The sequence below is a fragment of the Bacillus sp. C-3-6 genome (genome assembly GCF_054509685.1).
Window position 1 is genome coordinate 349699 of the sequence record NZ_CM137247.1, and the last position, 25554, is coordinate 375252.

At 35.8% G+C, this 25554-nt stretch carries 24 protein-coding genes and 1 riboswitch; of the genes, 15 read left to right on the top strand and 9 right to left on the bottom strand.

The features are described 5' to 3' along the window. The first annotated feature begins 21 nt into the window (after positions 1–21). Positions 22–345 (top strand): DMT family transporter, encoded by a 324-nt coding sequence (locus tag ACW0JX_RS01875; RefSeq protein ID WP_000263262.1) that lies wholly within the window; start codon positions 22–24, stop codon positions 343–345. A gap of 132 nt (positions 346–477) precedes the next feature. After that, complete coding sequence (locus ACW0JX_RS01880) at positions 478–969, top strand: DUF4352 domain-containing protein (protein ID WP_000915109.1); 492 nt, start codon at positions 478–480, stop codon at positions 967–969. 45 nt (positions 970–1014) lie between these two features. On the opposite strand, the gene ACW0JX_RS01885 is transcribed toward ACW0JX_RS01880, so the two are convergent. From ACW0JX_RS01885 to ACW0JX_RS01895, 3 genes are all read right to left on the bottom strand, one after another. Next, positions 1015–2244 (bottom strand): aminopeptidase, encoded by a 1230-nt coding sequence (locus ACW0JX_RS01885; RefSeq protein ID WP_000007372.1) that lies wholly within the window; start codon positions 2242–2244, stop codon positions 1015–1017. A gap of 116 nt (positions 2245–2360) precedes the next feature. Beyond that, positions 2361–3443 carry a polysaccharide deacetylase family protein gene (locus ACW0JX_RS01890; RefSeq protein WP_089170317.1) on the bottom strand — a complete coding sequence of 361 codons (1083 nt, stop codon included), beginning with the start codon at positions 3441–3443 and terminating at the stop codon, positions 2361–2363. Between the two features lie 147 nt (positions 3444–3590). Continuing rightward, a complete protein-coding gene (locus ACW0JX_RS01895; RefSeq protein ID WP_168411465.1) occupies positions 3591–3764 on the bottom strand; it encodes a hypothetical protein in 174 nt (57 codons plus the stop codon). A gap of 216 nt (positions 3765–3980) precedes the next feature. Between ACW0JX_RS01895 and ACW0JX_RS01900 the strand changes: the two genes are divergently transcribed. Next, the gene (locus tag ACW0JX_RS01900; protein WP_000875605.1) at positions 3981–4688 is read left to right on the top strand and encodes a hypothetical protein; all 708 of its coding nucleotides are present in this window, start codon (positions 3981–3983) and stop codon (positions 4686–4688) included. Between the two features lie 46 nt (positions 4689–4734). On the opposite strand, the gene ACW0JX_RS01905 is transcribed toward ACW0JX_RS01900, so the two are convergent. Further along, positions 4735–5931, bottom strand: a complete 1197-nt coding sequence (locus ACW0JX_RS01905; RefSeq protein ID WP_001200494.1) for a NupC/NupG family nucleoside CNT transporter — start codon at positions 5929–5931, stop codon at positions 4735–4737. Positions 5932–6133: 202 nt separating this feature from the next. Beyond that, positions 6134–6235: riboswitch (purine riboswitch) on the bottom strand. Between the two features lie 121 nt (positions 6236–6356). On the opposite strand from ACW0JX_RS01905, the gene rlmD reads away from it, so the two are divergent. From rlmD to ACW0JX_RS01935, 6 genes are all read left to right on the top strand, one after another. After that, positions 6357–7733 (top strand): 23S rRNA (uracil(1939)-C(5))-methyltransferase RlmD, encoded by a 1377-nt coding sequence (gene rlmD / locus ACW0JX_RS01910; protein WP_459245282.1) that lies wholly within the window; start codon positions 6357–6359, stop codon positions 7731–7733. 161 nt (positions 7734–7894) lie between these two features. Further along, the gene (locus ACW0JX_RS01915; protein WP_427260174.1) at positions 7895–8884 is read left to right on the top strand and encodes a tRNA dihydrouridine synthase; all 990 of its coding nucleotides are present in this window, start codon (positions 7895–7897) and stop codon (positions 8882–8884) included. 595 nt (positions 8885–9479) lie between these two features. Beyond that, positions 9480–10508, top strand: a complete 1029-nt coding sequence (locus ACW0JX_RS01920; RefSeq protein ID WP_459245283.1) for a hypothetical protein — start codon at positions 9480–9482, stop codon at positions 10506–10508. A 55-nt stretch (positions 10509–10563) separates the two neighbouring features. Then, positions 10564–11118, top strand: a complete 555-nt coding sequence (locus ACW0JX_RS01925) for a nuclear transport factor 2 family protein (protein ID WP_459245284.1) — start codon at positions 10564–10566, stop codon at positions 11116–11118. A 349-nt stretch (positions 11119–11467) separates the two neighbouring features. Beyond that, positions 11468–11986, top strand: coding sequence for a YehS family protein (locus ACW0JX_RS01930; RefSeq protein WP_053565385.1), 519 nt, complete (start codon positions 11468–11470; stop codon positions 11984–11986). Positions 11987–12081: 95 nt separating this feature from the next. Next, positions 12082–12789, top strand: a complete 708-nt coding sequence (locus ACW0JX_RS01935) for a M48 family metallopeptidase (RefSeq protein ID WP_459245285.1) — start codon at positions 12082–12084, stop codon at positions 12787–12789. 219 nt (positions 12790–13008) lie between these two features. On the opposite strand, the gene ACW0JX_RS01940 is transcribed toward ACW0JX_RS01935, so the two are convergent. Both ACW0JX_RS01940 and ACW0JX_RS01945 read right to left on the bottom strand, forming a co-directional pair. Then, complete coding sequence (locus ACW0JX_RS01940; protein WP_459245286.1) at positions 13009–13704, bottom strand: GNAT family N-acetyltransferase; 696 nt, start codon at positions 13702–13704, stop codon at positions 13009–13011. Between the two features lie 14 nt (positions 13705–13718). Next, positions 13719–14828 (bottom strand): mandelate racemase/muconate lactonizing enzyme family protein, encoded by a 1110-nt coding sequence (locus tag ACW0JX_RS01945; RefSeq protein ID WP_263039614.1) that lies wholly within the window; start codon positions 14826–14828, stop codon positions 13719–13721. Between the two features lie 93 nt (positions 14829–14921). Here ACW0JX_RS01945 and ACW0JX_RS01950 point away from each other — a divergent pair, with 93 nt between their 5' ends. After that, positions 14922–16193 (top strand): transcriptional regulator, encoded by a 1272-nt coding sequence (locus ACW0JX_RS01950; RefSeq protein ID WP_078401483.1) that lies wholly within the window; start codon positions 14922–14924, stop codon positions 16191–16193. Here ACW0JX_RS01950 and nhaC read toward each other — a convergent pair. Then, a complete protein-coding gene (nhaC, locus tag ACW0JX_RS01955; RefSeq protein WP_000711525.1) occupies positions 16182–17603 on the bottom strand; it encodes a Na+/H+ antiporter NhaC in 1422 nt (473 codons plus the stop codon). The genes ACW0JX_RS01950 and nhaC overlap by 12 nt on opposite strands. Before the next feature lie 293 nt (positions 17604–17896). On the opposite strand from nhaC, the gene ACW0JX_RS01960 reads away from it, so the two are divergent. Beyond that, positions 17897–19012, top strand: coding sequence for a M20 peptidase aminoacylase family protein (locus ACW0JX_RS01960; RefSeq protein WP_459245287.1), 1116 nt, complete (start codon positions 17897–17899; stop codon positions 19010–19012). A gap of 193 nt (positions 19013–19205) precedes the next feature. Then, positions 19206–19811 (top strand): SAM-dependent methyltransferase, encoded by a 606-nt coding sequence (locus ACW0JX_RS01965; RefSeq protein WP_095691488.1) that lies wholly within the window; start codon positions 19206–19208, stop codon positions 19809–19811. Between the two features lie 34 nt (positions 19812–19845). Here ACW0JX_RS01965 and ahpF read toward each other — a convergent pair whose 3' ends face one another. Then, the gene (ahpF, locus tag ACW0JX_RS01970; protein WP_000599499.1) at positions 19846–21372 is read right to left on the bottom strand and encodes an alkyl hydroperoxide reductase subunit F; all 1527 of its coding nucleotides are present in this window, start codon (positions 21370–21372) and stop codon (positions 19846–19848) included. Between the two features lie 14 nt (positions 21373–21386). Next, entirely contained in the window at positions 21387–21950 is a 564-nt protein-coding gene (gene ahpC / locus ACW0JX_RS01975) for an alkyl hydroperoxide reductase subunit C (RefSeq protein ID WP_000924420.1), read from the bottom strand. Positions 21951–22541: 591 nt separating this feature from the next. Between ahpC and mtnK the strand changes: the two genes are divergently transcribed. From mtnK to ACW0JX_RS01990, 3 genes are read left to right on the top strand one after another with little or no spacing between them, the layout of a single operon-like run. Continuing rightward, a complete protein-coding gene (gene mtnK, locus ACW0JX_RS01980; RefSeq protein ID WP_089170322.1) occupies positions 22542–23771 on the top strand; it encodes an S-methyl-5-thioribose kinase in 1230 nt (409 codons plus the stop codon). Positions 23772–23780: 9 nt separating this feature from the next. Continuing rightward, positions 23781–24827 (top strand): S-methyl-5-thioribose-1-phosphate isomerase, encoded by a 1047-nt coding sequence (gene mtnA / locus ACW0JX_RS01985; RefSeq protein ID WP_459245288.1) that lies wholly within the window; start codon positions 23781–23783, stop codon positions 24825–24827. 53 nt (positions 24828–24880) lie between these two features. After that, on the top strand, positions 24881–25522 hold the full coding sequence (locus ACW0JX_RS01990) for an L-fuculose-phosphate aldolase (protein ID WP_000926548.1): 642 nt from the start codon (positions 24881–24883) through the stop codon (positions 25520–25522). Positions 25523–25554 lie beyond the last annotated feature (32 nt).

A 25554-nucleotide genomic window follows, 5' to 3' on the forward strand; every position in this document is an offset into this window, starting at 1 on the left:
AACAGAGAAGGAGATTCTAGTATGGTATATTGGCTATTATTACTTGTTACAATTATTTTTGAAGTAGCTGGAACAATTGCGATGAAACTATCAAATGGTTTAACAAAGCTCGTTCCAAGTGTACTGATTTTCGTGTTTTATGGAATTTGTTTCAGCGTGTTCGCCATCGTTGTGAAAAAGATCCATTTAAGTATTGCTTATGCTATTTGGTCTGGCGTTGGAACATTACTTATTACAATCATTAGTGTGTACTTTTTTAAAGAGCATATTAGTTTATTTCAAGCATTTTGTATTCTTTTTATTGTGTTGGGTGTCATTGGACTTAAGGTTTCATCGGCATCATGAAAGCTATCTTTTGTAGAAGATAGCTTTTTTCTATTTGTGCAGTTAGCAATTAATACGACAAAATATGACAAGAAAGAGTAAAGCGTTTTGTTATGATACATATGAAATATTGTCTTATGTGGAGGAAAGAGTATGTTAAAAAAGGTAAGTCAAATTGTTTTAATTTTTGGCATAGCTTTTAGTTTAAGTGCTTGCACTGAGACTAAAGATAGTAATGAAAGTAAACAAGAAGATGTTCAAGATAAAGTGTATAAAATAGGGGAGACAGTAGACGTAGATGGTTTGCAAGTAACTATCGATTCAGTTAAATTAGGATATCCGGATTATGATGAGAATAAAAAGAAAGAGGAGATTTTGGGGATTATTTTCAAAGTAGAAAATAATAGTAAAAAGGAAATACCTTTTGCATTTTATGAATTTGAGATTACCGATAAGAAAGGTACAAGATTTAAAGAATATAATAACCCTGATAGCTTTATTAGTAAAAAGTTAGCACCAGATGAAAAAATTCAAGATATCATGCTATTTGACGTAGCGAAAGAAAATACGTATATCGCTACGTATAGACCGGAGTTTACGCATGAAAATAGAACGATAAAATTTGAATTGAAACCAAATAAATAAAGAAACACATTGGATTATCCAATGTGTTTCTTTATGGTAATAAATTTAAAACGCCCAGTTACCTTTACGGAAGATAGGCTCATGTCTGCCATCAGCTGTAATACCATCGATATCAAGCTCAGCGGATCCAATCATGAAGTCGTTGTGTGTAATACTAGCGTTTGCGCCGTTTTCAGCAAGTTCTTCTTTAGACATTGTTTTTCCGCCAACTAAGTTAAATGCATAAGCATTTCCGATTGCAAGGTGGCAAGATGCATTTTCGTCAAATAGTGTATTGTAGAATAAAACATTTGTGTTTGAAATTGGTGAGTCATGAGGTACTAAAGCTACTTCTCCTAAGAAGTGAGAACCTTCATCTGTTTCTACTAAATGTTTTAAAGCTTCTTCACCAGCTTCAGCTTTATAGTCTACGATACGTCCGTTTTCAAATGTTAATGTGAAATTATCGATAATATTACCTGCAAATACTAACGGTTTTGTACTAGAAACTTGGCCGTTTACACCTGTTTTAAGTGGCATTGTAAATACTTCTTCAGTTGGAATATTAGCCATAAATGGTACGTTCTTTTCATTTAAGCTACCAGCACCAGCCCATACATGTTTTTCTGGAAGTTCGATTGTTAAATCTGTTCCAGGACCTGTATAGTGAAGAGCTTTATAATGCTTTTCGTTTAAGTAATCCACTTTTGTATGTAATGTTTCATCATGTTCTTTCCATGCTTCTACAGGATTTTCTAAATCAGCACGAGTAGCTTTGAAAATAGCATCCCATAACTTTGCTTCTTGTTCTTCTGGCGCTACGTCAGGGAATACTTTTGCAGCCCATTCTTTCGTAGGAACAGAAATTACACACCAGCTTACTTTATCGGCTTGTACGTAATCACGGTATACTTTCATCGCTTCTCCAGCTACTTTATGAGCTGTCGCGATACGTGTTGCTTCTACACCTTTTAATAAATCAGGGTTTTCTGCATAGATAGACATAAATGCAGCGCCTTCTTTTGCTAATTCTTCACGAGCATGTGCTTTCCAAGAAGGGAATTCAGAGAAAGCTTCTTCAGGAGCTAGATCGAACTTTAAGCGTGTTAACGTCTCATCATTCCAATCCACATATACGTGTTTTGCACCAGATTTATATGCTTTCTCTGTAACGAGGCGTACAAATTGTACAGCTTCAAGAGGTGCACTAATTGATAAAGTTTGTCCAGGTTGAATATTAACACCAACATTAACTGCAAGAGCAGCATATTTCTCTAACGTTTGTTCAAATGACATATGTATAATCTCCTTTAATTTGAAAGATTTCTTACTATATATAATACAAGAAAATTCTAAAAATATATATAAATATAAAGTAAAAAGAGAGCTCAAAATGTATTGAGCTCTTACATTTACTTAATTGAAGAAGCAAACTGCTCTACAGTCGTTGTATGGTGTATACGAACGCGCTTCATCTTTAACAATTCATCAGGTTCACCCTTCGTAATGAATTGCCCAGGCTTTGTCGTCGTCGCAAATTGATAATACTTCTTCGTTTCTGCAACAACCTTATCATCTACATGACCGAATGGATAAGCAATCGCGATAACAGGCTTACCTGTTATTTTTTCTAGCTTTTCTTTTGAACCTTTTAACTCTTCCTCATAGTTTGTAATTTTCGGCAAGTCTGCATGTGTTGCAGTATGAGATTGCACCGAGAAAATGCCGGAATCAACCATTTCTTTTATTTCAGAAGTAGACAATGCTCCTTCTACATCAACGTTATCAACAATCATATATTCTGTTGCTGCCGGTTTAAAAGTATCATCTTTTAGCTTTTGTAAAACGCGAAATGCATTCATATTATTTTTCATACCGTCATCAAATGTAACGAAAATCGGTTTATTTACTTTATTTATATCGCCCCAGCGTTCAAACGTTAACAGCGTATAACCATTGTCCTTTAAATGTTTCATTTGTGCTTCAAAGTTAGCTGGTGATACGAATAAGTCTTTAATACCTTGACCATGATAATCATCAATTGCGTGATACATAAGAACAGGAACCTTTTGTTCGAAAGTAATAGTAGATTTCGTAAGCGGGATTGTTTTCCCATCTTCTTTCATTCCTGTTGCTTCAATTTGGAACTCACCGCGTTTTCCTTCAAATTCCTTTATATCAAAAGGAAGTGTGAATTGTTTCTCTTTTTCTTTAGAAGAAAAAGATTTAGCACTTTCCTTGCCATCAGCTGTGCGCCAAATTTTATATTGTACTTCATTTAAAGAATCTTTTATGTCTGTAATATGAATACTTGTGTTTGTAGATTCGTGTGTAACTGCATTATATGAGATTTTACCTTGTTTTTGCACAGTCTCTTCTTGTTTCTTAATCCCTTGAGCCGTTTTCTCTTTTTTAGGTTCTGGACTTACATTGTTAGTATTACAGCCTGCTAGAATGGCAGACGTACATAAAGCAATTGCTGCGTATTTTCTCATGAAAATCACCTTCTATTGTGTAGTATGTTGCATATTGACATTAAAATCCCCACCGCTATAAGAGTGGTGGGGATATACCCTTGTTCATCATATCATTTGAAGAAAATGAGGGGAATATGATTTTTAGGAGGCTATTAAGGTAATAGATTAGTGACTTTGAATAGATGTATTTTTTTGTTTCTTATTAGAATTAATAATAATATAACCGACTACAAAGATAAGAGGAATAATGAAGACATAGATAGGCATTCCCCATACATAATAGCTTTTCAGCGTTAAGACTAGTAAATGTAAGAAATCGAAAATTGCGTGGACTTTCATAATATCCTCCAATGTTTTTTTGAAAATTATAACATTTTAAACTTGTTATTTGTATAATTTGGAAAGTAATTTAAGCTAATTTTAAAGTAAGAAGAAGACTTATTGATATGCAATTTTGCATACAGATATGGATTTTATTAAAATATAAAGATTTTATACTATAATAAAAACCGCTATAAAACTAAGTAAGAATAATGTATGGAGTGGAGAATAGAAATGAAATATAAAAAAATAATATATATCTTTTTCATTTCACTATTTATAGTTGGTTGCCAAAGTGAAGTGAGTAAAGCGAATAGTGTGGAAGAGTATATTCCATCGCATCTTATGAATGCGGAAGTGACGGCGGATATTATGACACTAGAGATGGATCGTGATACACGTAAAAAAGTAGAGGTTATTACTAAAAAGATGAGTGATCATGTAAAGAATGATAAAGAGTGGTACGTAAACTATATATCAGGGCATATAGATAAACAGGTGAAGCCGTATCATCCTAACTTTGGTATTACAGAAGAAGAATATAACTTTTTTAGAAACGCCGTTGAGAATAGTAGTTTATCTAATACAAGTGATGGAAAACTTCAATTTAAGCAAAAAAGTAACCATGAAATTGAAATTGTTTCAAGTAGAAACCTAGAACTATTCCAGCATCTAGTAATTGATACAGAGAAGAATATAATAAAAACTTCTTTTGGAGAATGTCAGTATGTTGGAGAAATAAAGCCATCTTCAGAAAAAAGAATATTAGGTCGAGTAAATGGAAAACAATGGATGTTACAAAAAGAAAATTTAATCTATTTATTCTCTTTAGGAAAGCTTGAAGGAGAAGATAAATCTGTTATGGTTATTTCAGTAAAAGGCATACACGAAGGAAAACTTATTAGTAACGAGGAAGTAGTCGAATTCCGTTCGATTTCATAAAGAATCAAAAAAATCACCTTACTCGTTAAAGTAAGGTGATTTTTTATTAAATAAACAATCCAGCGATTGTCGCAGATAAAATAGAAGCAAGTGTTGATGCAAATAGCATTTTCCAACCAAATTTAGAAACAACGCTTCCTTGTTTTTCAGAAAGGGCACGGATTGTACCAACGATTGCACCAATTTGGCTAATACTTGCGAAGCTAATTAAGAATACTGTAACGATTCCAACTGTACGTGGAGCTAATGTTGTAGCTGTGTCTTTTAAATCAAGGATTGCTACAAACTCATTTAAAACAATCTTCGTACCCATAATACCACCAGCTGGGATAATATCTTGAGTTGGAATACCCATTAAGAATGCGAATGGAGAAAGTACGTAACCGAAGATTTGTTGTAAAGTAACAGCATGTCCCATTGCACCTGAAGCAGCACTAATTACGTAGTTTACAACTTCCATCACACCGATAAAGGCGATCATTAATGCGGCAACGATACCAGCGACTTTTAAACCATCAAGTGCACCGTTAATCATTGCGCCGATAAAGCTGTCTCCGAATAGAGTTCTATCAAATTTCTGAATCACTTCATCTTCTTTTTTCGTATCAACTGGTGTTAATAACGAACAAACGATTAAGCTTGAGAATAAATTTAGCGGAAGAGCTGCTAGTACGTATTTTGCATCTAACATCATTACGTATGATGCTGTAACAGAAGCAGAAACGGAGCTCATCGCAGAACAACAAATGATAAACATACGATTTTTATTGAAATGCTGTAAATCGTTTTTAATAACGATTAACGCTTCACTTGAACCGAAGAATACAGAGTTTACTGCGTGGAATGATTCAACGCGTGGTAAACCAGTAATTTTTGAAATAGCACCGCCGACAACGCGAACGATGAATGGTAAAACACCTAAATAACTAAAGATTGAAAGTAGTGCTGAGAAAAATACGATAATTAATAATACGTTTAAGAAAAAGACAAAATCTCTGTGAATTCCATTAAAGAGAAAATCGACACCTGTCGTACCAAGTTTAATTAGTTTGTTGAAAACTTTACTAATGAAAATAATGATTTGTTGACCAACCTTTGTAGCAAACATAAACCAACCGATTAAAATTTGGAAACCAATCATAATTGCAATTGCACGGAAGTTGATTTTACTTTTGTTGTTTGACAAAGCAAAACATAAACCTAACACGGCAAGAATACCGATAATGCTCATTACATATTGCATGTAGTTGCCCCTTTCAGAAGTTCGTATAAAGTTTGTACATAAAACGCTCGTTATATTACTAAAAATAAAAGAACGAGGTTTTATGTCATACGTAAGATGTCTGACCTTTTAGAAAAATAAAAATAAAAAAAGACCCATATGGATTCACTTTCATCTATGAGAGAAAGCTAATCAATATGAGTCCTTTTTTGCGCATAGGCTAATATTCATTAGTTTTCCCCATAGTCCAGCAATTTAAGGTTGCCGGGTAGAAACTCTCGATCCATATTATCAAGTATATATGAGGTAACATCGTCCGTATTAAATTAGTAGTAGCGTAACATTAACAGAGAAGTATCGTCAATAGCTTTTTTTCTTCCAATAGAAAAAGACCATATAAGTATGATAAAATGTAACGCAGTGTTATGAAAAAGAGAGGTCGGAAAATGAGTACTAAAATGACGCCACCAGTTGAGAAAAACGAGTTTATAGATGTAGTATTTGAAGATTTAACACATGATGGTGCCGGTGTTGCGAAAGTAAAGGGCTATCCTATTTTCGTTAAAAACGGATTACCAGGTGAAGAAGCGCAAATTAAAATTATTAAAGTGAAGAAAAACTTCGCATTTGGTCGTTTAATGAAGCTTCATACAGAAAGTCCATATCGTAAAGATGCAGAATGCCCAGTATATAACCAGTGCGGCGGTTGTCAGCTTCAGCATTTAACTTATGAAGGACAGTTACAAGCGAAAGAAAAACAAGTACGTGACGTTATGCAGCGTATCGGAGGACTAGGTGATGTTCCTGTTCATCCTGTACTTGGCATGAAGAACCCGTGGGTATATCGCAATAAAGCACAAGTACCAATCGGAGAACGTGAAGGCGGACTTGTAGCTGGTTTCTATCGCCAAGGAACGCATGACATCATTAATATGGAATCATGCTTAATTCAGGCAGAAGAAAACGATACATTAATTCAAGAAGTAAAACGTATTTGTGAAAAGCACGGTATCACTGCGTACAACGAAGAGCGTAACAAAGGAACACTTCGTCACGTAATGGCTCGTTACGGACAAGTAACAGGGGAAATTATGCTTGTCTTCATTACACGTACAGCAGAATTGCCGGACAAAAAAGCAATCATTGAAGAAATTGCAGCGAAATTCCCAGAAGTAAAATCAATCGTTCAAAACGTAAATACGAAGCGTACGAATGTAATTTTCGGAGACAAAACGACAGTACTGTACGGATCAGAATACATTTATGACTTTATCGGTGACATTAAATTTGCGATTTCAGCACGTTCATTCTATCAAGTAAACCCAGAACAAACGAAAGTGCTATACGATAAAACGTTAGAATACGCAAAATTAAATGGTAACGAAACAGTAATCGATGCCTATTGCGGAATCGGATCAATCTCGTTATTCCTAGCGCAAAAAGCGAAAAAAGTGTACGGCGTTGAAATCGTCCCAGAAGCAATCGAAGACGCAAATCGTAACGCAGCACTAAACAACATGACAAACGCTGAATTTGGCGTAGGAGAAGCTGAAGTAGTTATTCCAAAATGGTACAAAGAAGGCGTAATTGCCGACACAATGGTCGTAGATCCACCGCGTAAAGGTTGTGATGAGGCACTACTTAATACAATCATCGACATGAAACCAAAACGCGTTGTATACGTATCATGTAACCCAGCAACATTAGCGCGTGACTTAAAAGTACTAGAAGAAGGCGGATATAAAACGCAGGAAGTACAACCTGTTGATATGTTCCCGCATACGACGCATGTGGAGTGTGTGGCTTGGCTTAAGTTAGTATAATAGGAAAGCAGTTGATATAGAAAAAATCTATACCACCTGCTTTTTGGTTTACAAAAATACCATTCATAAGCGATTTTAGTTAAAATAAATATTGCTGATTTTCACAAATTATAAATTGAGATTTTGAAATTGTATTCATAGTGAGAGGATTTGAATTTGAAATGATAGATAATTTTTGGCGTGAATTACCACGACCATTTTTCGTACTTGCACCAATGGAAGATGTGACAGACGTTGTTTTCCGTCACGTAGTAAGTGAAGCAGGTCGTCCGGACGTATTTTTCACAGAGTTTACAAACTCGGATAGCTATTGCCATCCAGAAGGTATGAAAAGTGTACGTGGCCGTTTGATTTTTACAGAAGATGAACAACCGATGGTAGCACATATTTGGGGAGATAATCCTGAATACTTCCGTCAAATGAGTATCGGTATGGCAGAGCTAGGATTTAAAGGTATCGATATTAACATGGGTTGCCCAGTTCCGAACGTTGCATCAAGAGGAAAAGGCAGTGGCCTTATTCTACGTCCAGACGTTGCAGCAGAACTTATCCAAGCAGCAAAAGCGGGCGGACTACCTGTCAGCGTAAAAACAAGACTTGGCTTTAAAGAGTTAAGCGAGTGGGAAGATTGGTTAACGCACATTTTCAAACAAGATATTGCAAACCTTTCTATTCATTTACGCACAAGAGAAGAAATGAGCCAAGTAGATGCGCATTGGGAACTAATTCCGGAAATTAAAAAATTACGTGACCGTATCGCACCAAATACGTTAATAACAATCAATGGAGACATCCTTGATCGTAAAATGGGACTGGAACTTGCTGAAAAATACGGCATTGATGGCGTAATGATCGGACGAGGCATCTTCAAAAATCCATTTGCGTTTGAAAAAGAGCCAAGAGAGCATAGCAGTAAAGAACATCTAGATCTTTTAAGACTACAGCTGAATTTACAAGATCAATATGCAGAAGTACTGCCACGCTCAATCACAGGGCTTCACCGCTTCTTCAAAATTTATGTAAAAGGCTTCCCTGGAGCTGCTGAATTGAGAAATCAATTGATGAGCACGAAGTCGACGGATGAGGTGCGTGCTTTGTTGGATAAGTTTGAGGATAGTGTTGGTGTGGCTCAGGATAGTGAGACGGTGTAATACTTTGAAGATAGAGGGAAATGGATTGTATTAATTTGTGGGTAGTTATTTTATTTAGTTTTGAGTTTTTTTGTGAATGTAACTTTTTTTGTTGATACAGTCTGCTTGCTGAAAAAAGAAATCTTTGAGAATATAATGAACTAACGAATACTCGTAAGGGGAAAAATGACAAGAGCTGGAGTAGAGTACATTAGGCTCTATCGAGGTATGAAATGTAATCTGAATAATAGACAGAAATAAGAAATCCCTTTATTTGAGCATGGCCATCAAGTTAAGAAAATGTATGATTTTTATCTAAATAGGACCTCCTTACATGCAGAGTGCATGTAAGGAGGTCCTATTTCATGTTCAAATTAATTAATTTAACAGCGGAAAAATTAAATCTGAATTTCTGATTATAAAAATATTGTTTTTCGACTTCTTTCGACATAATTTATAAAGTTAATTATTTAGTATTGGTATGAAGATCTTTTGAATAATAGTTATTTTTAAATATTCGATAATAATTTTAGAGTACTGTGGAATTTTCTTCTGATTTGAAGATTTTTTCTTATAGGAGCTACCAGAATTTTTTTATTTTAATTGGAGGGAAATTATGAAGAAATTATTAATAGCTTTACTTACAGCAGGATTAATTACATCGGGTTGTCAAAAATCAACAGAATCAGTACCAACAAAAGAAGTAAGCCAAAATGTTAAGCAAGATGAGAAGAAAATTATGACGAATGAGAGCAATGATATTTCGACTTCAAATTTAAGTGGAATAGCAATGTACCTAAAAAAAACTTATCGACTTGAAGATTTAGAAAAAACGCTTTCATCCCCAAGAACAAAAGAGGAAACTAGATGGTTATATGTAGATAATTATGCTAAATATACATTTGAAAGTGATGGGAAAATTATTAATCATATTAAGATTGAATTATTAGAGCCAAAAGATTTGAAGTATAAGGATGCCTTCAAATTATTAGGTCTTGATATTATGTTAGGTACTAAAATTGAATCAGAAGGCACTGAGGCGGAAGGGTATGCAAAATATGATGTTCGAGGAAATGATGCGGAAAGTGTGCAGATTGAGAAGTTTTCAGGAACTGGGGGCGGTAGCACATCTGTAAGTGTGGATGGGGCTTTCAAAAATAAAGAAGGTACTGTTTGGTTGGATTGTGACCGGGATGGTAATGTGAAATTTATTGAAATGAATTATAAGGGTAAGGCGGTAGGAAATGAAACAAGCGTTGCTAACGAGAAATTAGAAACCTTTGATGCAGAGGCAGGATCGGAAGTAGGAAAGAATATTGCAAATATAAAAGTTTATGATACGAAGGATTTACTTATTGAACAAACCGGATTAGCCCCATTTTTATTTCAAGCAACGCTGTATGATAATCCAAATATGTATTATACAGCTGATTTTCCGATAAAAGTTCGAGTTGATAATAAGTCTACGGTAGAAGAAGCTGTGAAAATTGGAAATGAAATTAACAATTTAGTGGTAAGTGCTGTAAATAAAAAGTTTCCACATAAAAATTTTAGAGTCAAAACGTATATCTATCATACAGAATTGGATTCATCAGGTAATTTTAATGCTACTACATCAAAAAAATTGAAAATAATAGAAAATTAAATATGTGAAACTTTGGGGATTTGATTTTAATAATAGGGCAGGGAGAAATAAAATAATGAATTGTACAGCATGTAATAAGAAATTATTGAAAACAAATAAGTACTGTACTAGTTGTGGTACAGAGATAATAAATTTGGATGAATCAGAAGAAATATTTGATGGTGGAAAATTACATAATGATACTATGCCTCAAAATAGAAATGATAAAAAAATAAAATCAATAAGGGTTTTAAAAAAATTCCCGTGGTATGTCTGGATAATTGGGATTATTTTAATGGTTATCTTAGTTAACGTTTTAATTCAAAATAATAGTCCACAAGAAACAGTAAAAGGCTTTTTTAAATCTCTTGAATCAAGAGATTTAAAAAAAGCAGGTGAGTATATACATCCGAGTCTCCCTTGGGATGTAGAAGCTGGAAAACGTATTGGAATTCCAAAAAATGCGTCAATAGATATATTGAATATAGAAGAAAGAAAAGTTGGAGATAGAGCAAAATTAAAAGTTACGATAGATAGCTCTCCAAAACCTTTATACGGCCCTAATCCTGACAATATTACTATTGATTTGAAGAAAGTTGACGGAAAGTGGCTAATTTATGATATGCAATAGTCTCCTATATGGATAAAATTCATCGAAACCCATAAACTCTAGTTTGTATAGAAGAAATATAACAATGTAAGAGACGAGCAGTGTATTTGAGGAATCAAAGCACTGCTTTTATAGTTAACAAATATAAACTAGAATGTAGATCTAATGAACTAAGAAAAAATGAACCGAAAAGTTACTGTAACCCTTCTATAGAATCAAATTATTGCTTGGATTATAGTATAGCCTCTATAATCATAAATTTGGTTAAGACTACAAAACCTCCTCCTAAAATGTTAAAGTAGTAACTTAACGACATTAATTTACACATGCTAAAAGCATTACTATAATCAACATTTCAGGAGGAAACCCAATGGCAATGAGCAACAACGATATATTAAAAAGAGTACGATACGCTTTAGACATAAGAGATATAGATATGGTGGAAATCTTTAAACTTGGCGGGATGGAAGTAACGAAAGAAGACGTAGTTGATATGCTTACAAAAATAAAGAGGGCTCCTCAGCATGAAGCTGAAAATGATGAGGTAGCTGAAGATGAGTACGTAAAAACATGCGATATGATGATGTTAGAGGCATTTTTAAATGGATTTATTACTTTAAAAAGAGGAAAGCAAGATCCGAAACCAGGGCAGCCTGCACCTGTACAGAGCAAGGAGAGTGCCAATAACCTTCTTCTAAAGAAAATGAAAATCGCACTATCTTTAACGAGTGAGGACGTACTTGATATATTAGATAGCGTGGGCGTTACGGTAACAAAAGGAGAGTTAGGCGCTCTATTAAGAAAAAAAGGTCATAAAAATTACAAAGAGTGCGGCGATAGATACGCAAGGAATTTCATTAAGGGATTAGGTGTAAAGTATAGAGGATAATGAGTTCGTTAAAGCAGTAAATGATATAATAGGTAGAGTAGGACGTTCGTATCCTACTCTTTTTTATTTGTAAAAATACTATGCTAGGTGATGAAATGGTACATACATATTTAGGCGAGACAATTAATTTTCATATAACTTATAAGAAGAAAAAGTCCGTGCGTCTTTTTGTGGATTCGTATGGAAATGTGGAAGTGCAGGCTCCGAAAGGGACACCTGTTGAATACTTAGTCCAGTTGCTAGAGGAAAAGTGGGATTGGATTCAGACAACCCGTAAGGAGATGGCTGAGCGAGCGCGTGGACCACAGGAAAAGGATTACGATCAAGGAGAAGGCTTTTTGTATTTAGGGAGTACGTATCCGATACAGATTTCCCAAGATGTAAGCATTGAGCAAGACAATGCGATTTTTGAAGGGGATAAGTTACATATTTATGTGAAAGAGCTTAAGGATGAGAAAATACAACAAGCTTTAAAACGATTTTATTATAAGCAGTGTAAAACTTTAGTAGAGAAGAGCATTAAAGTGCATCAAAGTAACTTTAAGACAAAACCACGTTCTATTCGTATTACAGATAGTAGTCGTACTTGGGGTACTTGCGATTCGAATTTACAACTAACATTCAATTGGAAGCTAGCAATGGCACCACAGCGAGTAATTGACTATGTAGTCGTTCATGAAATGTGTCATATGGTTCATTTAAATCATGATCGCTCTTTTTGGCGTCTTGTCGGGAAGATAATGCCTGATTATAAAGAAATGGAGAACTGGTTAGCTTTATCTAATTGGAAGATGACGGTTTAGGAAGGGATATCGATTTTTGTCTGTAAATCGATATTTCTTGTCGAATCGTTGATATATTGTGAGTTTTGATAGATATATTTTAAAAATCGTTGATATATTGTAAGTTATGATAGATATATTCGAAAAATCGTTGATATAATTTCATTTACCACAGGATTGTTCAACAAATCGAAAAGAGAAGAGGTCACAGCAGACATCTCCTCTTTTCGAGTATATAGATTATCGCCCAAACTTCACAATGAAAGTATCTGCTGTTTTCTCCATCTCATACCCACGATACCCCTCCGAAAGCAAAGCCTGCTGTCCATTAGCATCATTCATTAGAATACTTTGAACATCCGTCCAATCTCTTTCTTTATCTCCGCGCAATTTCTTCACAAAAACATACCGCAGACTACCACCATACTTCTCCTTCAGCGCAGCAATCTCCATCCCTTGTGCAAATTTATCCTTCAAACTCGGGATGTTAAAAGGAGCAACGGTGCAGCATACATAATCATATTTGCTATCTTCTTTTTGTAATTCGTCCATGATGACGTTTGCTAATATTTTTTGCATCCCATTTCCTCTGCATCCCGGATGAACGTTTGAGATTTCTTGATAGATGACGCGGTGCAGTTCACTTTCTGATAGACCAATATCAAGCCCTAAATGTTCATCGTCGATAGGAGGGACGAGTAGAGCGCGAAATGCGATGAGTTCGTTTTCGATAAAAGCACCGATCATCATGCCGTTTCCTTCTAGAATGTATTGAAATTCTGCTTGTGAGAGTGGTTGTAAACGACTTTTATCTTCTAGTGCTTCAACTACAATGTTTTGTAGTGATAAAATTTGTTCGATGTGCTCTAGTGATAGTAATGTAACGTGAAATGATTCGGTATTTTGTTTTAATGTTCCTTCGTATAGAGCCGTCATATGATAGTCCTCCTTTAGCGTACAACGTCTTGAAAGACGGTTAGTTCTTGTAATGTATCTTCGTTTATTTCAATGCCGAGTCCAGGCTTTTCGTTTAAGCGAATGAATGGTACATCGTAATGTAAGTTTCCGATGTCTTTTGTGAATTTTAATGGCCCTGTTAGCTCTACGCTCGTAATGATTTTCTTTGAGAAAGCGACATGGAATCCTGCGGAAGAGGCAACAGATGATTCGACCATTGATCCCACTTGGCATTCAATGCCTGCCATTTCTGCTTGATGAGCGAGCTTTACAGCTGGATATATGCCGCCGCATTTCATTAGTTTTATATTTACTTTATCAGCAGCTTCTAATTTAATAATTTGGCGCATTTCACGAGAACTTTTTAATCCTTCATCAATCATAAGCGGGAGGTCTGTTTTAGAACGAATATGAGCCATGGCATCAATATCGTCCGCGATAACAGGTTGTTCAATCCAGTCAATGTTTAAATGTCCTAATGAACGTAGTGCTGTTAATGTGTTTGCGCTATTTTTCCAGCCTTGGTTTACATCAACGCGAATAGCGATGTCATTTCCTACACGTTCTCGTACGGCTTCAATACGTTTTACATCTTCTTTTACATTTGTACCAACTTTCATTTTGAAAGATTGGTAACCTTTTTGAATCATAGAAGCAGCTTCTTCAGCCATGTTTTCTGGATCGGCAATACTTAAAACGTGAGTGACAGGGAATTCTTCATGGTAGCGCCCGCCAATTAATTGATATACAGGTTGATTTAGTTTTTTGCCCATTATATCAAAACAAGCAATATCAATTGCGGCTTTCGCTGTTGGAACACCGTAAATTGTATTGTCCATCATGTCGTGTATTTTTTCGATATTCATTGGATTTTCCCCAATTAGAGCAGGGGCTAGCGTATGTTTTAAAGTATGGAAAGTACTTTCCCATGATTCACCTGTGACGTGATCATCAGCAACGCCTTCACCGTAACCGATAATACCTTCATCTGTTTCCATTTTGACGATAATAGAGGGCATATCAGAATAAGAGCCATAACTAATAACAAACGGATTGCGAAGCGGTAAACGAATTGCGTAAAGATGAATAGCTGTAATTTTCATTGAATAGAAACCCCTTCCTGTTTACAATAGTTTTATACATTTGATATAGTTGACGTTAAATAGTCGTTAATTAATGATAAGGAGTTAGAGAAAATGATGATAAAAATTGCAGTTGTCGGTTCAAAGGAATTTATGGACAACCTTTTTCCTATTGCTCAAAAATTAGAGGGAATAGAAATTGATCCATATATTTACCTTCATCCGGCGGAATCTTCTGAACTATTAAAGTGTCTAAAGCCTTGTGATGTCATTTTTTTCTCAGGTGCTTTACCTTATTATATGGCAAAAGAAATAAGAGAACAATTACGAATTCCAAGTACATACTTACAGCAAGACGAGACAACTGTCGCATCTTCAATTCTTTCTATCATGTATCATCAAAGTATTCAACCACATAACATTTCCATCGATTTAGTAGACCGCTCGTTTATTACAAATGTGTTCCATGATATTGGTATAAAAGAAAGTCCGCAAGTGTTGGATTATGAAAATATGCTGTGGAGTAAAGATGAGATAAATAGAGTTATCGATTTTCATGTAGCTAAATATCAATCTGGAGAAGCTCATTTAGCTTTAACTAGTATTCACGCTGTTTACGACGAGCTTCAAAAAATAGGTGTTCCTTCAGAGCGTATGATTGATCCAACACAATCCATTATACATGGGCTAAAAGATGCAAAAATAAAAGCTGAGTTAGCAAAAAGCTATTCAGCTACTGTTGGTGCTTGTATAATTTCTTCCTTAGAATTACGAGCGAGTTTGCTTGAAAAACTAGATGTCATTTCAAAAGAACTACGTGGTTCATTTAAACAAGTGGATGAAATGACATGCATTTTGTATACAACTCGTGGTGATATCGAATCAATTATTAAAACAAATGCGATAGATAACTTGTTTGCGAGCGTAGAAGGAACGATAGCTATTGGATTTGGTTATGGGAAAACCGTGAAAGAAGCGGAGCAAAATGCAAAAATTGCTCAAAGTTTTGCAAAGAACAATCCAATAGATCGTTGTTTTTATATACTAACAAGTGATAAAGATTTGTTTGGTCCGTTCCCGAAAGAACAGAGAGTACAAAGTTTGAAAAATGATAATCCGGAACTAATGAAAATAGCGAAGGAAACAAAGCTTAGTCCGGCCAACTTGTCAAAAATCATTCAATTTAGTCAATCGCACCCGTCATTGAAGTTTACAGCAGCTGACCTTTCTGAGTACTTACAAGTGACTCGAAGATCGACAGAAAGGTTGTTAAAGAAATTAGTTGATTACGGGTATGCTCATATTTGCGGCGAGGAAATGCCCTATCAACAAGGGCGACCTCGCGCACTATATGAACTGAATTTACCGCTATTTTTAAGCTTCTAGTTGAGCTTTTTGTTTCTTTAGTAGTTCTGCTTTTTCAATGTCTGATAGTTTTACAATTGTGAAGCCTGTTATACCATAAATGATTGAGATAATAGGTACGATGAAATTCAAAATAGCATAAGGAGCATATTCAAATGCACCTACGCCAAGTGTTGCGAGAATAAATACACCGCACGTATTCCAAGGAACGAAGACAGAAGTTAATGTTCCACCATCTTCTAATGCTCTGGATAAGTTTTTTGAATGTAGTCCTTTTTCCGTGTATGCATTTGCGTACATTCTTGAAGGGACAACAATTGAAATATATTGTTCAGAGCAAGTAAGGTTTGTTGCAAAACAAGATGCGATAGTAGAAGCGATAAGCCCTTTTGCTGATTTCGCTAACTTTAAAATTTGATTTACAATTGAGCGAAGAATACCTGTATGTTCTAATACTCCTCCGAAAGTCATAGCGACAATTGTCATAGAGACTGTATTCATCATCGAATCTAAGCCACCGCGGTTAAATAGTTCGTCTACTAGCTTGTTTCCAGTGTCTATAACAAATCCAGCTTGGAGTGCACCGACAGATGCTGAGACAGAACCACCTTGAATAAAGACTTGTGATAAGAATCCTAAAATAATACCGACGAGAATCGCTGGTATAGCAGGGACTTTTTTAGCGACCAATACCATAACGACTACGGGTATAATGAGTAGGAAAGGCGAGATAACAAAATTTTGTTGCAATACTTGTAACGTTTGATCGATGCTCTTCGCATCAATATTGTTAGCGCCGAAGCTTCTTCCTAAGACTGCGTAGACGATAAGAGTAATAATTAAACCTGGAACTGTAGTAAATAACATATGACGAATGTGTGCGAATAAATCTGTATTTGTTAATCCTGCGGCTAAGTTAGTTGTATCTGAAAGCGGTGACATTTTATCGCCAAAATAAGATCCTGAAATAATGGCACCAGCAACCATTGGAGCTGGGATTCCCATACTTAGGCCAATTCCCATTCCAGCAACACCAATTGTTCCCATTGTAGACCAAGAGCTACCAATTGCTAATGCAACGATAGAACAAATGACGGTAATGGAAACTAAAAATAGTGATGGAGTTAAAAGTTTTAAACCGTAATAAATCATTGTTGCGACGATTCCACCGCCAATCCAAGCACCAATTGTTAAACCGACAAGAATAATAATGACGATAGCGGGTAATGCAAGACGAATCCCTTTATACATTGCTTCTTCAAGATCATTCCATTTGTAACCGTAACGCCAAGCGACAATAGAGGCAACGGTTGTACCGATAATAAGTGGAACGTGAGGGGTTTGTTTTAATACAACAATTGTAACCATCATAACTGCAACGGTAATGATAATAGGGATAATCGCTATTCCAAAAGGTATTTCTTTTTTCATAAAGTTCCTCCTTGTTACGTATGTTTGTTTGTATTTTTAGAATTGTCGTAAAATAGACGTTTATTAGGTTATGATAACTAAAAGTTTATGTAAGCGTCAACATAAAAAACAGAAAATAAGGAATGTTCTAGTTGTTTGTTTAGTTTGTAATATAGGTGAGTAGTAAGCTTTTTAAGTATTTAAAAATAAACAATTGACTTTTTTCTTAAAATTCAATATGTTCATAAAAACATCTGTTTTTCATAAGTATAATTAACCCGAATCGTTTGTAATGTGGGAAGGAGACTGGAACGTTGAAAACATTAGAACTACAAGAGCGCTTAACGGAGATTTTTCAGCATTTACACGAAAACCCTGAAGTAAGTTGGAAAGAATATGAAACGACAGCGTATATTACTGACTTTTTAAAAGAAGAAGGAATTTCATATAGAACATTTGATGATTGTCCAGGTATAATTGCTGAGATTGGAGGCGGGAATCCAGTTATTGCGATTCGTGCTGATATGGATGCACTTTGGCAAGAAGTAAATGGAGAATTTAAAGCGAACCATTCATGTGGCCATGATGCTCATATGACCATTGTAATGGGACTTATTTTACAATTGAAAAATATGAGATGGAAAAGTGGTACGGTTAGATTTATTTTTCAGCCGGCAGAAGAGAAGGGTAATGGTGCTTTGAAGATGGTGGAGAAAGGTGCTGTAGATGATGCCGATTTCTTATTTGGCGTCCATCTAAGACCAATTGAAGAACTATCTTTGAAACAAGCAGCCCCATCTATTCGCCATGGAGCAGCAGGATTTTTAGAGGGTATGATTCATGGGGAGGATGCACACGGGGCAAGACCACACCAAGGTGTGAATGCAATTGATGTCATTTCCATGATTAATATCGGTTTGAAAAATATTTGGCTGCCACCGCAAAGTTCTTATTCAGTAAAAATGACGAGATGCCAAGCTGGTGGTGATAATTTAAATATTATTCCGGGAAATGGTCATTTCAGTTTAGATGTAAGAGCAGAGAGTAATATACTATTAGAAGAATTAAAGAAAAAGATTGAGCATGTAATAGAATCAGCTGCATCGATGGGATCAAAAACTTCATACGAATGGATGGATCTTGCACCAGGAGCAGAGGTTTCCGAAGAAGCAGAGCGCTTTATGCGTAAAGGTATTCTCGAAGTGTATGGGGAAGAGAGATGTACAGGACCTCTCTATACGACGGGAAGCGATGATTTCCATTACTATACAGTGAAAAGACCACATTTAAAAGCTGTCATGCTTGGACTAGGAGCAGACCTACAACCTGGATTACACCATCCGTATATGAAGTTTGATCATAGTTGTATTATGGATGGGGTAGAAATATTGAAACAAACTGTATTGAAAGTGTTAGAAGACAGGGGCTAGAGAGCTCCTGTTTTTTTGTCGTGAATTGTCGGCAAATCGATATATTTGAAAAAACGTTGATATATTTTGAGTTATGATAGATATATTGAGAAAATCGTTAATATAATTTCACGTACCTATTAATTTGATGAAAAATGAGCCTTCAGTACATGGTGTATAATAATAAGTACCATTTTTTAATAGGAGAAAACGAATGAACGAACAATATTACGATGCAGTTTTACATATAAAAACAGTCGGTGAGCAAAAAGGGTTTAACAAGTCTATGCATTATCACCGCTATGAACCGACGCCGTATAGCGGGTTAGATGAGTTATTGAATCAATATGAAATACGAAGTAGCGACCGAATTGTAGACTTTGGGTGCGGAAAAGGGCGATTAAACTTTTATATGCATCATAAATGTGGTGCTTCAGCAGTTGGAATTGAAATGAATGAAGAGTTTTATAAAGAAGCAATGGATAATCGAGATCGTTATGCACGAAAGGCACGAAACAGTAAGGGGAAAATTCAATTCCAATGTTGTTTAGCGCAGGAATATGAGATTGATCCATGCGATAACCGTTTTTATTTCTTCAATCCGTTTTCTGTACAAGTGTTTATGAATGTAGTAAATAACATTTTACTTTCGGTAGAAGAAACGGGGAGAGAAGTGGATATTATTTTATATTATCCTTCTGAGGACTATATTTTTTTCTTAGAAAATCAGACTGCGTTTGAGCTGAAGAAAGAAGTTAGATTGTCAGGTGCTTATGAGAAGAATGGGAATGAGAGGTTTTTAGTTTATACATTAGGGTAATAAAAAAACAGGTGCCAAGGCACCTGTTTTTTTATTAGTTACGGATTAAGTAATCAAATGCACCTAAAGCTGCGTTTGCACCTGAACCCATAGAGATGATGATTTGTTTGTACGGATTATTTGTACAGTCACCTGCAGCAAACACTCCTGGTACGTTTGTAGCGCCGTGCTTGTCTGTTACGATTTCACCGCGAGCGCGTTCAACTGTTTCGCCTAACCAGTCTGTGTTTGGCACAAGACCGATTTGTACGAATACACCTTGTAATTCAACGTGATGAACTTCTTCAGTTTCACGATCGATGTAAGAAATACCGTTTACTTTATCAGTACCAGTGATTTCTTTCGTTTGAACGTTTTTCAGAACAGTTACGTTTGGTAAGCTGTTAAGACGCTCTTGTAATACAGCATCAGCTTTTAATTCTGGCATGAATTCAAGAACAGTTACGTGCTTAACGATACCTGCTAAGTCGATAGCCGCTTCAATACCAGAGTTACCTCCGCCGATAACTGCTACGTCTTTTCCAGTGAATAATGGACCGTCACAGTGTGGGCAGTATGCTACACCTTTATTTTTGAACTCAGCTTCACCTGGTACGCCAACATTACGCCAGCGAGCACCTGTAGAAACGATTACGCTCTTACTTTTCAGAATAGCGCCGTTTTCAAGTTCCACTTCAATAAGTTCTTTTTTCTCTAAACGTTTCGCACGTTGTAGATTCATTACATCGATGTCGTATTCTTTTACGTGCTCTTCAAGGCTTGCTACTAGCTTAGGACCTTCAGTCTTTTTTACGCTGATGAAGTTCTCAATGCCCATAGTATCCATTACTTGACCACCGAAGCGCTCAGCAACGATACCAGTGCGGATGCCTTTACGTGCTGCGTAAATTGCTGCACTTGCACCAGCAGGGCCACCACCAACAACAAGAACATCGTATGGATCTTTATCAGAAAGCTCTGATGCATCTGGACCGTTACCCATTTTAGCTAAAATTTCTTCAAGTGTCATACGACCGCTTCCGAAAGATTCGCCGTTTAGGTAAACAGTTGGTACTGCCATGATGTCTTTGCTTTCTACTTCCTCTTTGAATGCAGCGCCATCAATCATAGTATGTGTAATACTAGAGTTAAGAACGCTCATTACGTTAAGAGCTTGTACAACATCAGGACAGTTATGACAACTTAGGCTGATATAAGATTCAAAATGATATTCGCCTTGAATGTTTTTAATTTGATCGATTAATTTTTGTTCAATTTTTGGAGCGCGTCCACTTACTTGTAGTAAAGCTAGCACTAATGATGTAAATTCGTGTCCTAATGGAATACCAGCGAATACGACACCAGTGTCTTCACCAGGGCGGTTTACGCTAAAGCTTGGTGTTCTCTCTAATTCAACTTTTTCTACTGTAATCTTAGATGACATAGTAGCTAATTCGTCTACTAGAGCTAACATATCTTTAGATACGTTATCGTCTCCTGCGCTTACTTTAAGTAAAATATCGTTCTCCATTAACTGAAGGTATTGGGATAGTTGTGTTTTTATATCTGCATCTAGTATCATTTTGATCGAACTCCTTAGATTTTGCCTACAAGGTCAAGGCTTGGTTTAAGTGTTGCAGAACCCTCTTGCCATTTAGCTGGGCAAACTTCACCTGGGTTGTTACGTACGTATTGAGCAGCTTTAATTTTGTTAACAAGAATGCTTGCGTCACGGCCGATACCGTCAGCATTGATTTCCATAGATTGGATAACGCCGTCTGGATCGATGATGAATGTACCACGAGCAGCAAGACCTTCTTCTTCCATTAAAACGTTGAAGTTTGTAGTGATTGTGCGAGTTGGGTCACCAATCATGATGTACTCGATTTTGCCGATAGTTTCTGAGCTATCATGCCATGCTTTGTGAGTGAAGTGAGTGTCTGTAGATACAGAGTATACTTCAACGCCTAAGTCTTTTAGAGTTGCGTATTGGTTTTGTAAGTCTTCAAGTTCAGTTGGGCAAACGAATGTGAAGTCAGCTGGGTAGAAACAAACTACACTCCATTTTCCTTTTAAACTTTCGTCAGTAACTTGGATAAATTCTCCATTATGGTAAGCATTAGCTTTAAACGGTTTTACTTCTGTGCCGATTAATAACATGTTAAAATTCCTCCTAAATGTTGGTTTTGAGCATCAAAAAATAGTGTGCTCATAAAATATATTTTTTAATTAACTATAATAATTCTAATTCGATATTAATTATCATATAGAAGTGGTTATTTTGTCAAGAGAATAAACCAACTTTATACCAATTTAATTAATATTTATTCTCAATTAAGACTAACAGGGAATGGAAAGGTAATTTTAAGTCTATAAATTTTAGATGAGTAGTTGAAAGTTTAGTGTGTACGTTAGAGATAGTGTGTAAGTTTAATTTCTTGGGAAGGAAATATTTCTTAGAAGTTGTAGTTTTGAAAAGGAACTGCTTACTTCTATTTTACAAAGAATTTTGTGATAAATAAAATAAAATGAATCGGAAAATTTTTGAACAATTTTTGTCATCTCAAATATATAATTAGGAAGTATATTACGATGATAGTTAGAAACATTGACTCAAAGTGCTAACAAGATATAATAAAACCTAGATATACCTTTCAAAAAGAAGAATACATATTTATAGGATGAAAAAATTCAACCTATTATTTTTTATAGCTTTTAGAAAACGCTTACAATTAGTATGGAGGGGAAACCATGTCTAAGTTCACGAAGTATTTTTTAATGGAAGCTAAAGATGTGATTGCATATGTGAAAGAGAAATTATCTAAGTTTGAAAATGCAAAGGGGTTACAGTGTAAAGAAATAGGTGATGGCAATTTAAATTATGTGTTCCGCGTTTGGGATGAAAAAGAGAACATGTCTGTCATCGTAAAGCAAGCTGGGGATACAGCTCGCATTTCAGATGAGTTTAAGTTGTCGACGAATCGTATTCGTATAGAATCAGATGTTTTGCAGTTAGAGGATGAGTTAGCACCTGGACTTGTTCCTAAGGTGTATTTATTTGATAGTGTGATGAATTGTTGCGTAATGGAAGATTTATCGAATCACACAATATTACGTACAGCACTTATAAATCATCAAATATTTCCGAGGCTTGCGGATGATTTAACTACTTTTATGGTAAATACACTTTTGTTAACATCGGATGTTGTAATGAATCATAAAGAGAAGAAGGAATTTGTGAAGAATTATATAAATCCTGAATTATGTGAGATTACAGAGGACCTCGTATATTCAGAACCATTTACCAATCATAATAAGCGTAATGAGTTATTTCCGTTAAATGAGGGATGGATTAGGGAACATATTTATAGTGATAAAGAGCTTCGTATGGAAGTAGCGAAACGTAAATTTTCTTTTATGACGAATGCACAGGCATTACTTCATGGTGATTTACATACTGGTTCTGTTTTTGTAAGAGATGATTCTACAAAGGTTATTGATCCTGAGTTTGCTTTTTATGGACCTATGGGATATGACGTTGGGAATGTAATGGCGAATTTAATGTTTGCTTGGGTGAATGCAGATGCAACGATGTCACCTGGAGCTGAGAAAGATACGTATATGGATTGGTTACAAACTACGATGGTAGAGGTAATTGATTTATTTAAGCAGAAGTTTTTAGGTGCTTGGGATATTCATGTGACCGAGATTATGGCGAAGGAAGAAGGCTTTAGCGAAGTCTATTTGCAATCTGTATTAGAGGATACAGCTGCAGTGACAGGTCTGGAATTAATTCGCCGTATTGTTGGATTAGCGAAAGTAAAAGATATTACTTGTATTGGGAATGAGGAAGCACGTGCTAGAGCGGAGCGAATTTGTCTTCAAGTAGCGAAGAGTTTTATTTTACGAGCGAATCAATATAGAACGGGCACAAGTTTTGTGGAAACGTTAAAAGAACAGTCAACGCACTACGCGAAGTAAGGGGAGAATATGATGGAAGAGCAATTAATACCAATTCAGTGGAAAGATGATGCTTTAGTTTTGTTAGATCAAACGTTATTACCAAATGAGATTGTCTATGAATCTTTTAAAACAGCTGAAAGTGTGTGGGATGCAATACAAGTAATGAAAGTACGAGGTGCACCCGCGATTGGTGTTTCAGCTGCTTATGGAGTGTATTTAGGGATAAAGGAATTTGCTGAAAGTACGGAAGAAGGATTTATGGATGAAGTAAGAAAGGTATGTACATACTTGGCGACATCAAGACCGACTGCAGTAAATTTATTTTGGGCGCTTGAAAGAATGGAAAGTGTAGCGACAGATAATGCTCACTTATCAATCTCACAGCTGAAAAATAGATTACTAGAAGAGGCAAAAGAAATTCATAGAGAAGATGAAGAAATTAACCGTCAAATTGGAGAGCATGCATTAACATTATTCCATGATGAAATGGGAGTATTAACGCATTGTAATGCAGGTGCTTTAGCGACGACTAAGTATGGTACTGCGACGGCTCCAATGTATTTAGCGAAAGAAAAAGGATGGAATTTAAAAATTTATTCGGATGAAACGCGTCCTAGATTACAAGGTTCAACGTTAACAGCATTAGAACTGCAGCGAGCGGGTATTGACGTTACTGTTATTACGGATAATATGGCAGCTATGGTCATGTCACAAGGGAAGATTGATGCAGTAATCGTTGGATGCGACCGTGTGGCAGCAAATGGTGATGTAGCAAATAAAATTGGCACATTAGGCGTATCTATTTTAGCTAAGTACTACAACATTCCGTTTTATGTAGCAGCGCCAACACCGACAATTGATTTAAAGACATCGACAGGAAAAGAAATTCCGATTGAAGAAAGAGATGCTTCTGAAGTGATTAATCGTTTCGGACAATATTCAGCTCCGAAAGAAAGTAAAGTATATAATCCAGCATTTGATGTTACTCCACATGAAAATGTAACAGCGATTATTACAGAAAAAGGGATTGTAAAGGCACCGTTTACGAAGAATTTAAAAAAGCTATTTCAATAAGTAGATAAATATAAAAGTCAGTCATCATAAGCTTCATACTTAGGGGGATGTATATGTTATTACAAAAAGAAAGAGAAGAAATTGTAGCGTATGGAAAGAAAATGATTTCTAGTGGTTTAACAAAGGGGACGGGAGGTAATATTAGTATCTTTAATCGTGAACAAGGTCTTGTTGCGATTAGTCCAAGTGGTTTAGATTATTATGAAACAAAGCCTGAAGATGTAGTTATATTAAACTTAGATGGTGAAGTAGTAGAAGGAGAAAGAAAGCCATCAAGTGAACTAGATATGCACCTTATTTATTATAGAAAGCGTGAAGATATAAATGCGCTTGTACACACACATTCTCCTTATGCAAAGACGATTGCATCATTAGGATGGGAACTTCCTGCAGTATCGTATTTAATTGCTTTTGCAGGCCCGAATGTACGCTGTGCGCCGTATGAGACATTTGGTACGAAGCAATTAGCAGATGCTGCTTTTGAAGGCATGATTGATCGCCGTGCAGTGTTACTTGCGAATCACGGTTTAATTGCTGGGGCAAATAATATAAAAATGGCGTTTACTATTGCAGAAGAGATTGAGTTTTGTGCTCAAATTTATTATCAAACAAAAAGCGTCGGAGAACCGAAGTTACTGCCAGAAGACGAGATGGAGAATTTGGCGAAGAAGTTTGAAGGGTATGGGCAACAGTAGAAATCTAACGGAAATGTTATTCAATGTGTATT

Bases quoted from the DNA above. Each gene is read 5' to 3' on its own strand.
- ACW0JX_RS01890 (WP_089170317.1), bottom strand. From the start codon at position 3,443: ATGAGAAAATACGCAGCAATTGCTTTATGTACGTCTGCCATTCTAGCA.
- ACW0JX_RS01965 (WP_095691488.1), top strand. From the start codon at position 19,206: ATGAACGAACAATATTACGATGCAGTTTTACATATAAAAACAGTCGGT.
- ACW0JX_RS01895 (WP_168411465.1), bottom strand. From the start codon at position 3,764: ATGAAAGTCCACGCAATTTTCGATTTCTTACATTTACTAGTCTTAACG.
- ACW0JX_RS01925 (WP_459245284.1), top strand. From the start codon at position 10,564: ATGAATTGTACAGCATGTAATAAGAAATTATTGAAAACAAATAAGTAC.
- ACW0JX_RS01940 (WP_459245286.1), bottom strand. From the start codon at position 13,704: ATGACGGCTCTATACGAAGGAACATTAAAACAAAATACCGAATCATTT.
- ACW0JX_RS01920 (WP_459245283.1), top strand. From the start codon at position 9,480: ATGAAGAAATTATTAATAGCTTTACTTACAGCAGGATTAATTACATCG.
- ACW0JX_RS01930 (WP_053565385.1), top strand. From the start codon at position 11,468: ATGGCAATGAGCAACAACGATATATTAAAAAGAGTACGATACGCTTTA.
- ACW0JX_RS01950 (WP_078401483.1), top strand. From the start codon at position 14,922: ATGATGATAAAAATTGCAGTTGTCGGTTCAAAGGAATTTATGGACAAC.
- ACW0JX_RS01880 (WP_000915109.1), top strand. From the start codon at position 478: ATGTTAAAAAAGGTAAGTCAAATTGTTTTAATTTTTGGCATAGCTTTT.
- ACW0JX_RS01885 (WP_000007372.1), bottom strand. From the start codon at position 2,244: ATGTCATTTGAACAAACGTTAGAGAAATATGCTGCTCTTGCAGTTAAT.
- mtnA (WP_459245288.1), top strand. From the start codon at position 23,781: ATGATGGAAGAGCAATTAATACCAATTCAGTGGAAAGATGATGCTTTA.
- ahpF (WP_000599499.1), bottom strand. From the start codon at position 21,372: ATGATACTAGATGCAGATATAAAAACACAACTATCCCAATACCTTCAG.
- rlmD (WP_459245282.1), top strand. From the start codon at position 6,357: ATGAGTACTAAAATGACGCCACCAGTTGAGAAAAACGAGTTTATAGAT.
- mtnK (WP_089170322.1), top strand. From the start codon at position 22,542: ATGTCTAAGTTCACGAAGTATTTTTTAATGGAAGCTAAAGATGTGATT.
- nhaC (WP_000711525.1), bottom strand. From the start codon at position 17,603: ATGAAAAAAGAAATACCTTTTGGAATAGCGATTATCCCTATTATCATT.
- ACW0JX_RS01905 (WP_001200494.1), bottom strand. From the start codon at position 5,931: ATGCAATATGTAATGAGCATTATCGGTATTCTTGCCGTGTTAGGTTTA.
- ACW0JX_RS01935 (WP_459245285.1), top strand. From the start codon at position 12,082: ATGGTACATACATATTTAGGCGAGACAATTAATTTTCATATAACTTAT.
- ahpC (WP_000924420.1), bottom strand. From the start codon at position 21,950: ATGTTATTAATCGGCACAGAAGTAAAACCGTTTAAAGCTAATGCTTAC.
- ACW0JX_RS01915 (WP_427260174.1), top strand. From the start codon at position 7,895: ATGATAGATAATTTTTGGCGTGAATTACCACGACCATTTTTCGTACTT.
- ACW0JX_RS01945 (WP_263039614.1), bottom strand. From the start codon at position 14,828: ATGAAAATTACAGCTATTCATCTTTACGCAATTCGTTTACCGCTTCGC.
- ACW0JX_RS01990 (WP_000926548.1), top strand. From the start codon at position 24,881: ATGTTATTACAAAAAGAAAGAGAAGAAATTGTAGCGTATGGAAAGAAA.
- ACW0JX_RS01900 (WP_000875605.1), top strand. From the start codon at position 3,981: ATGAAATATAAAAAAATAATATATATCTTTTTCATTTCACTATTTATA.
- ACW0JX_RS01875 (WP_000263262.1), top strand. From the start codon at position 22: ATGGTATATTGGCTATTATTACTTGTTACAATTATTTTTGAAGTAGCT.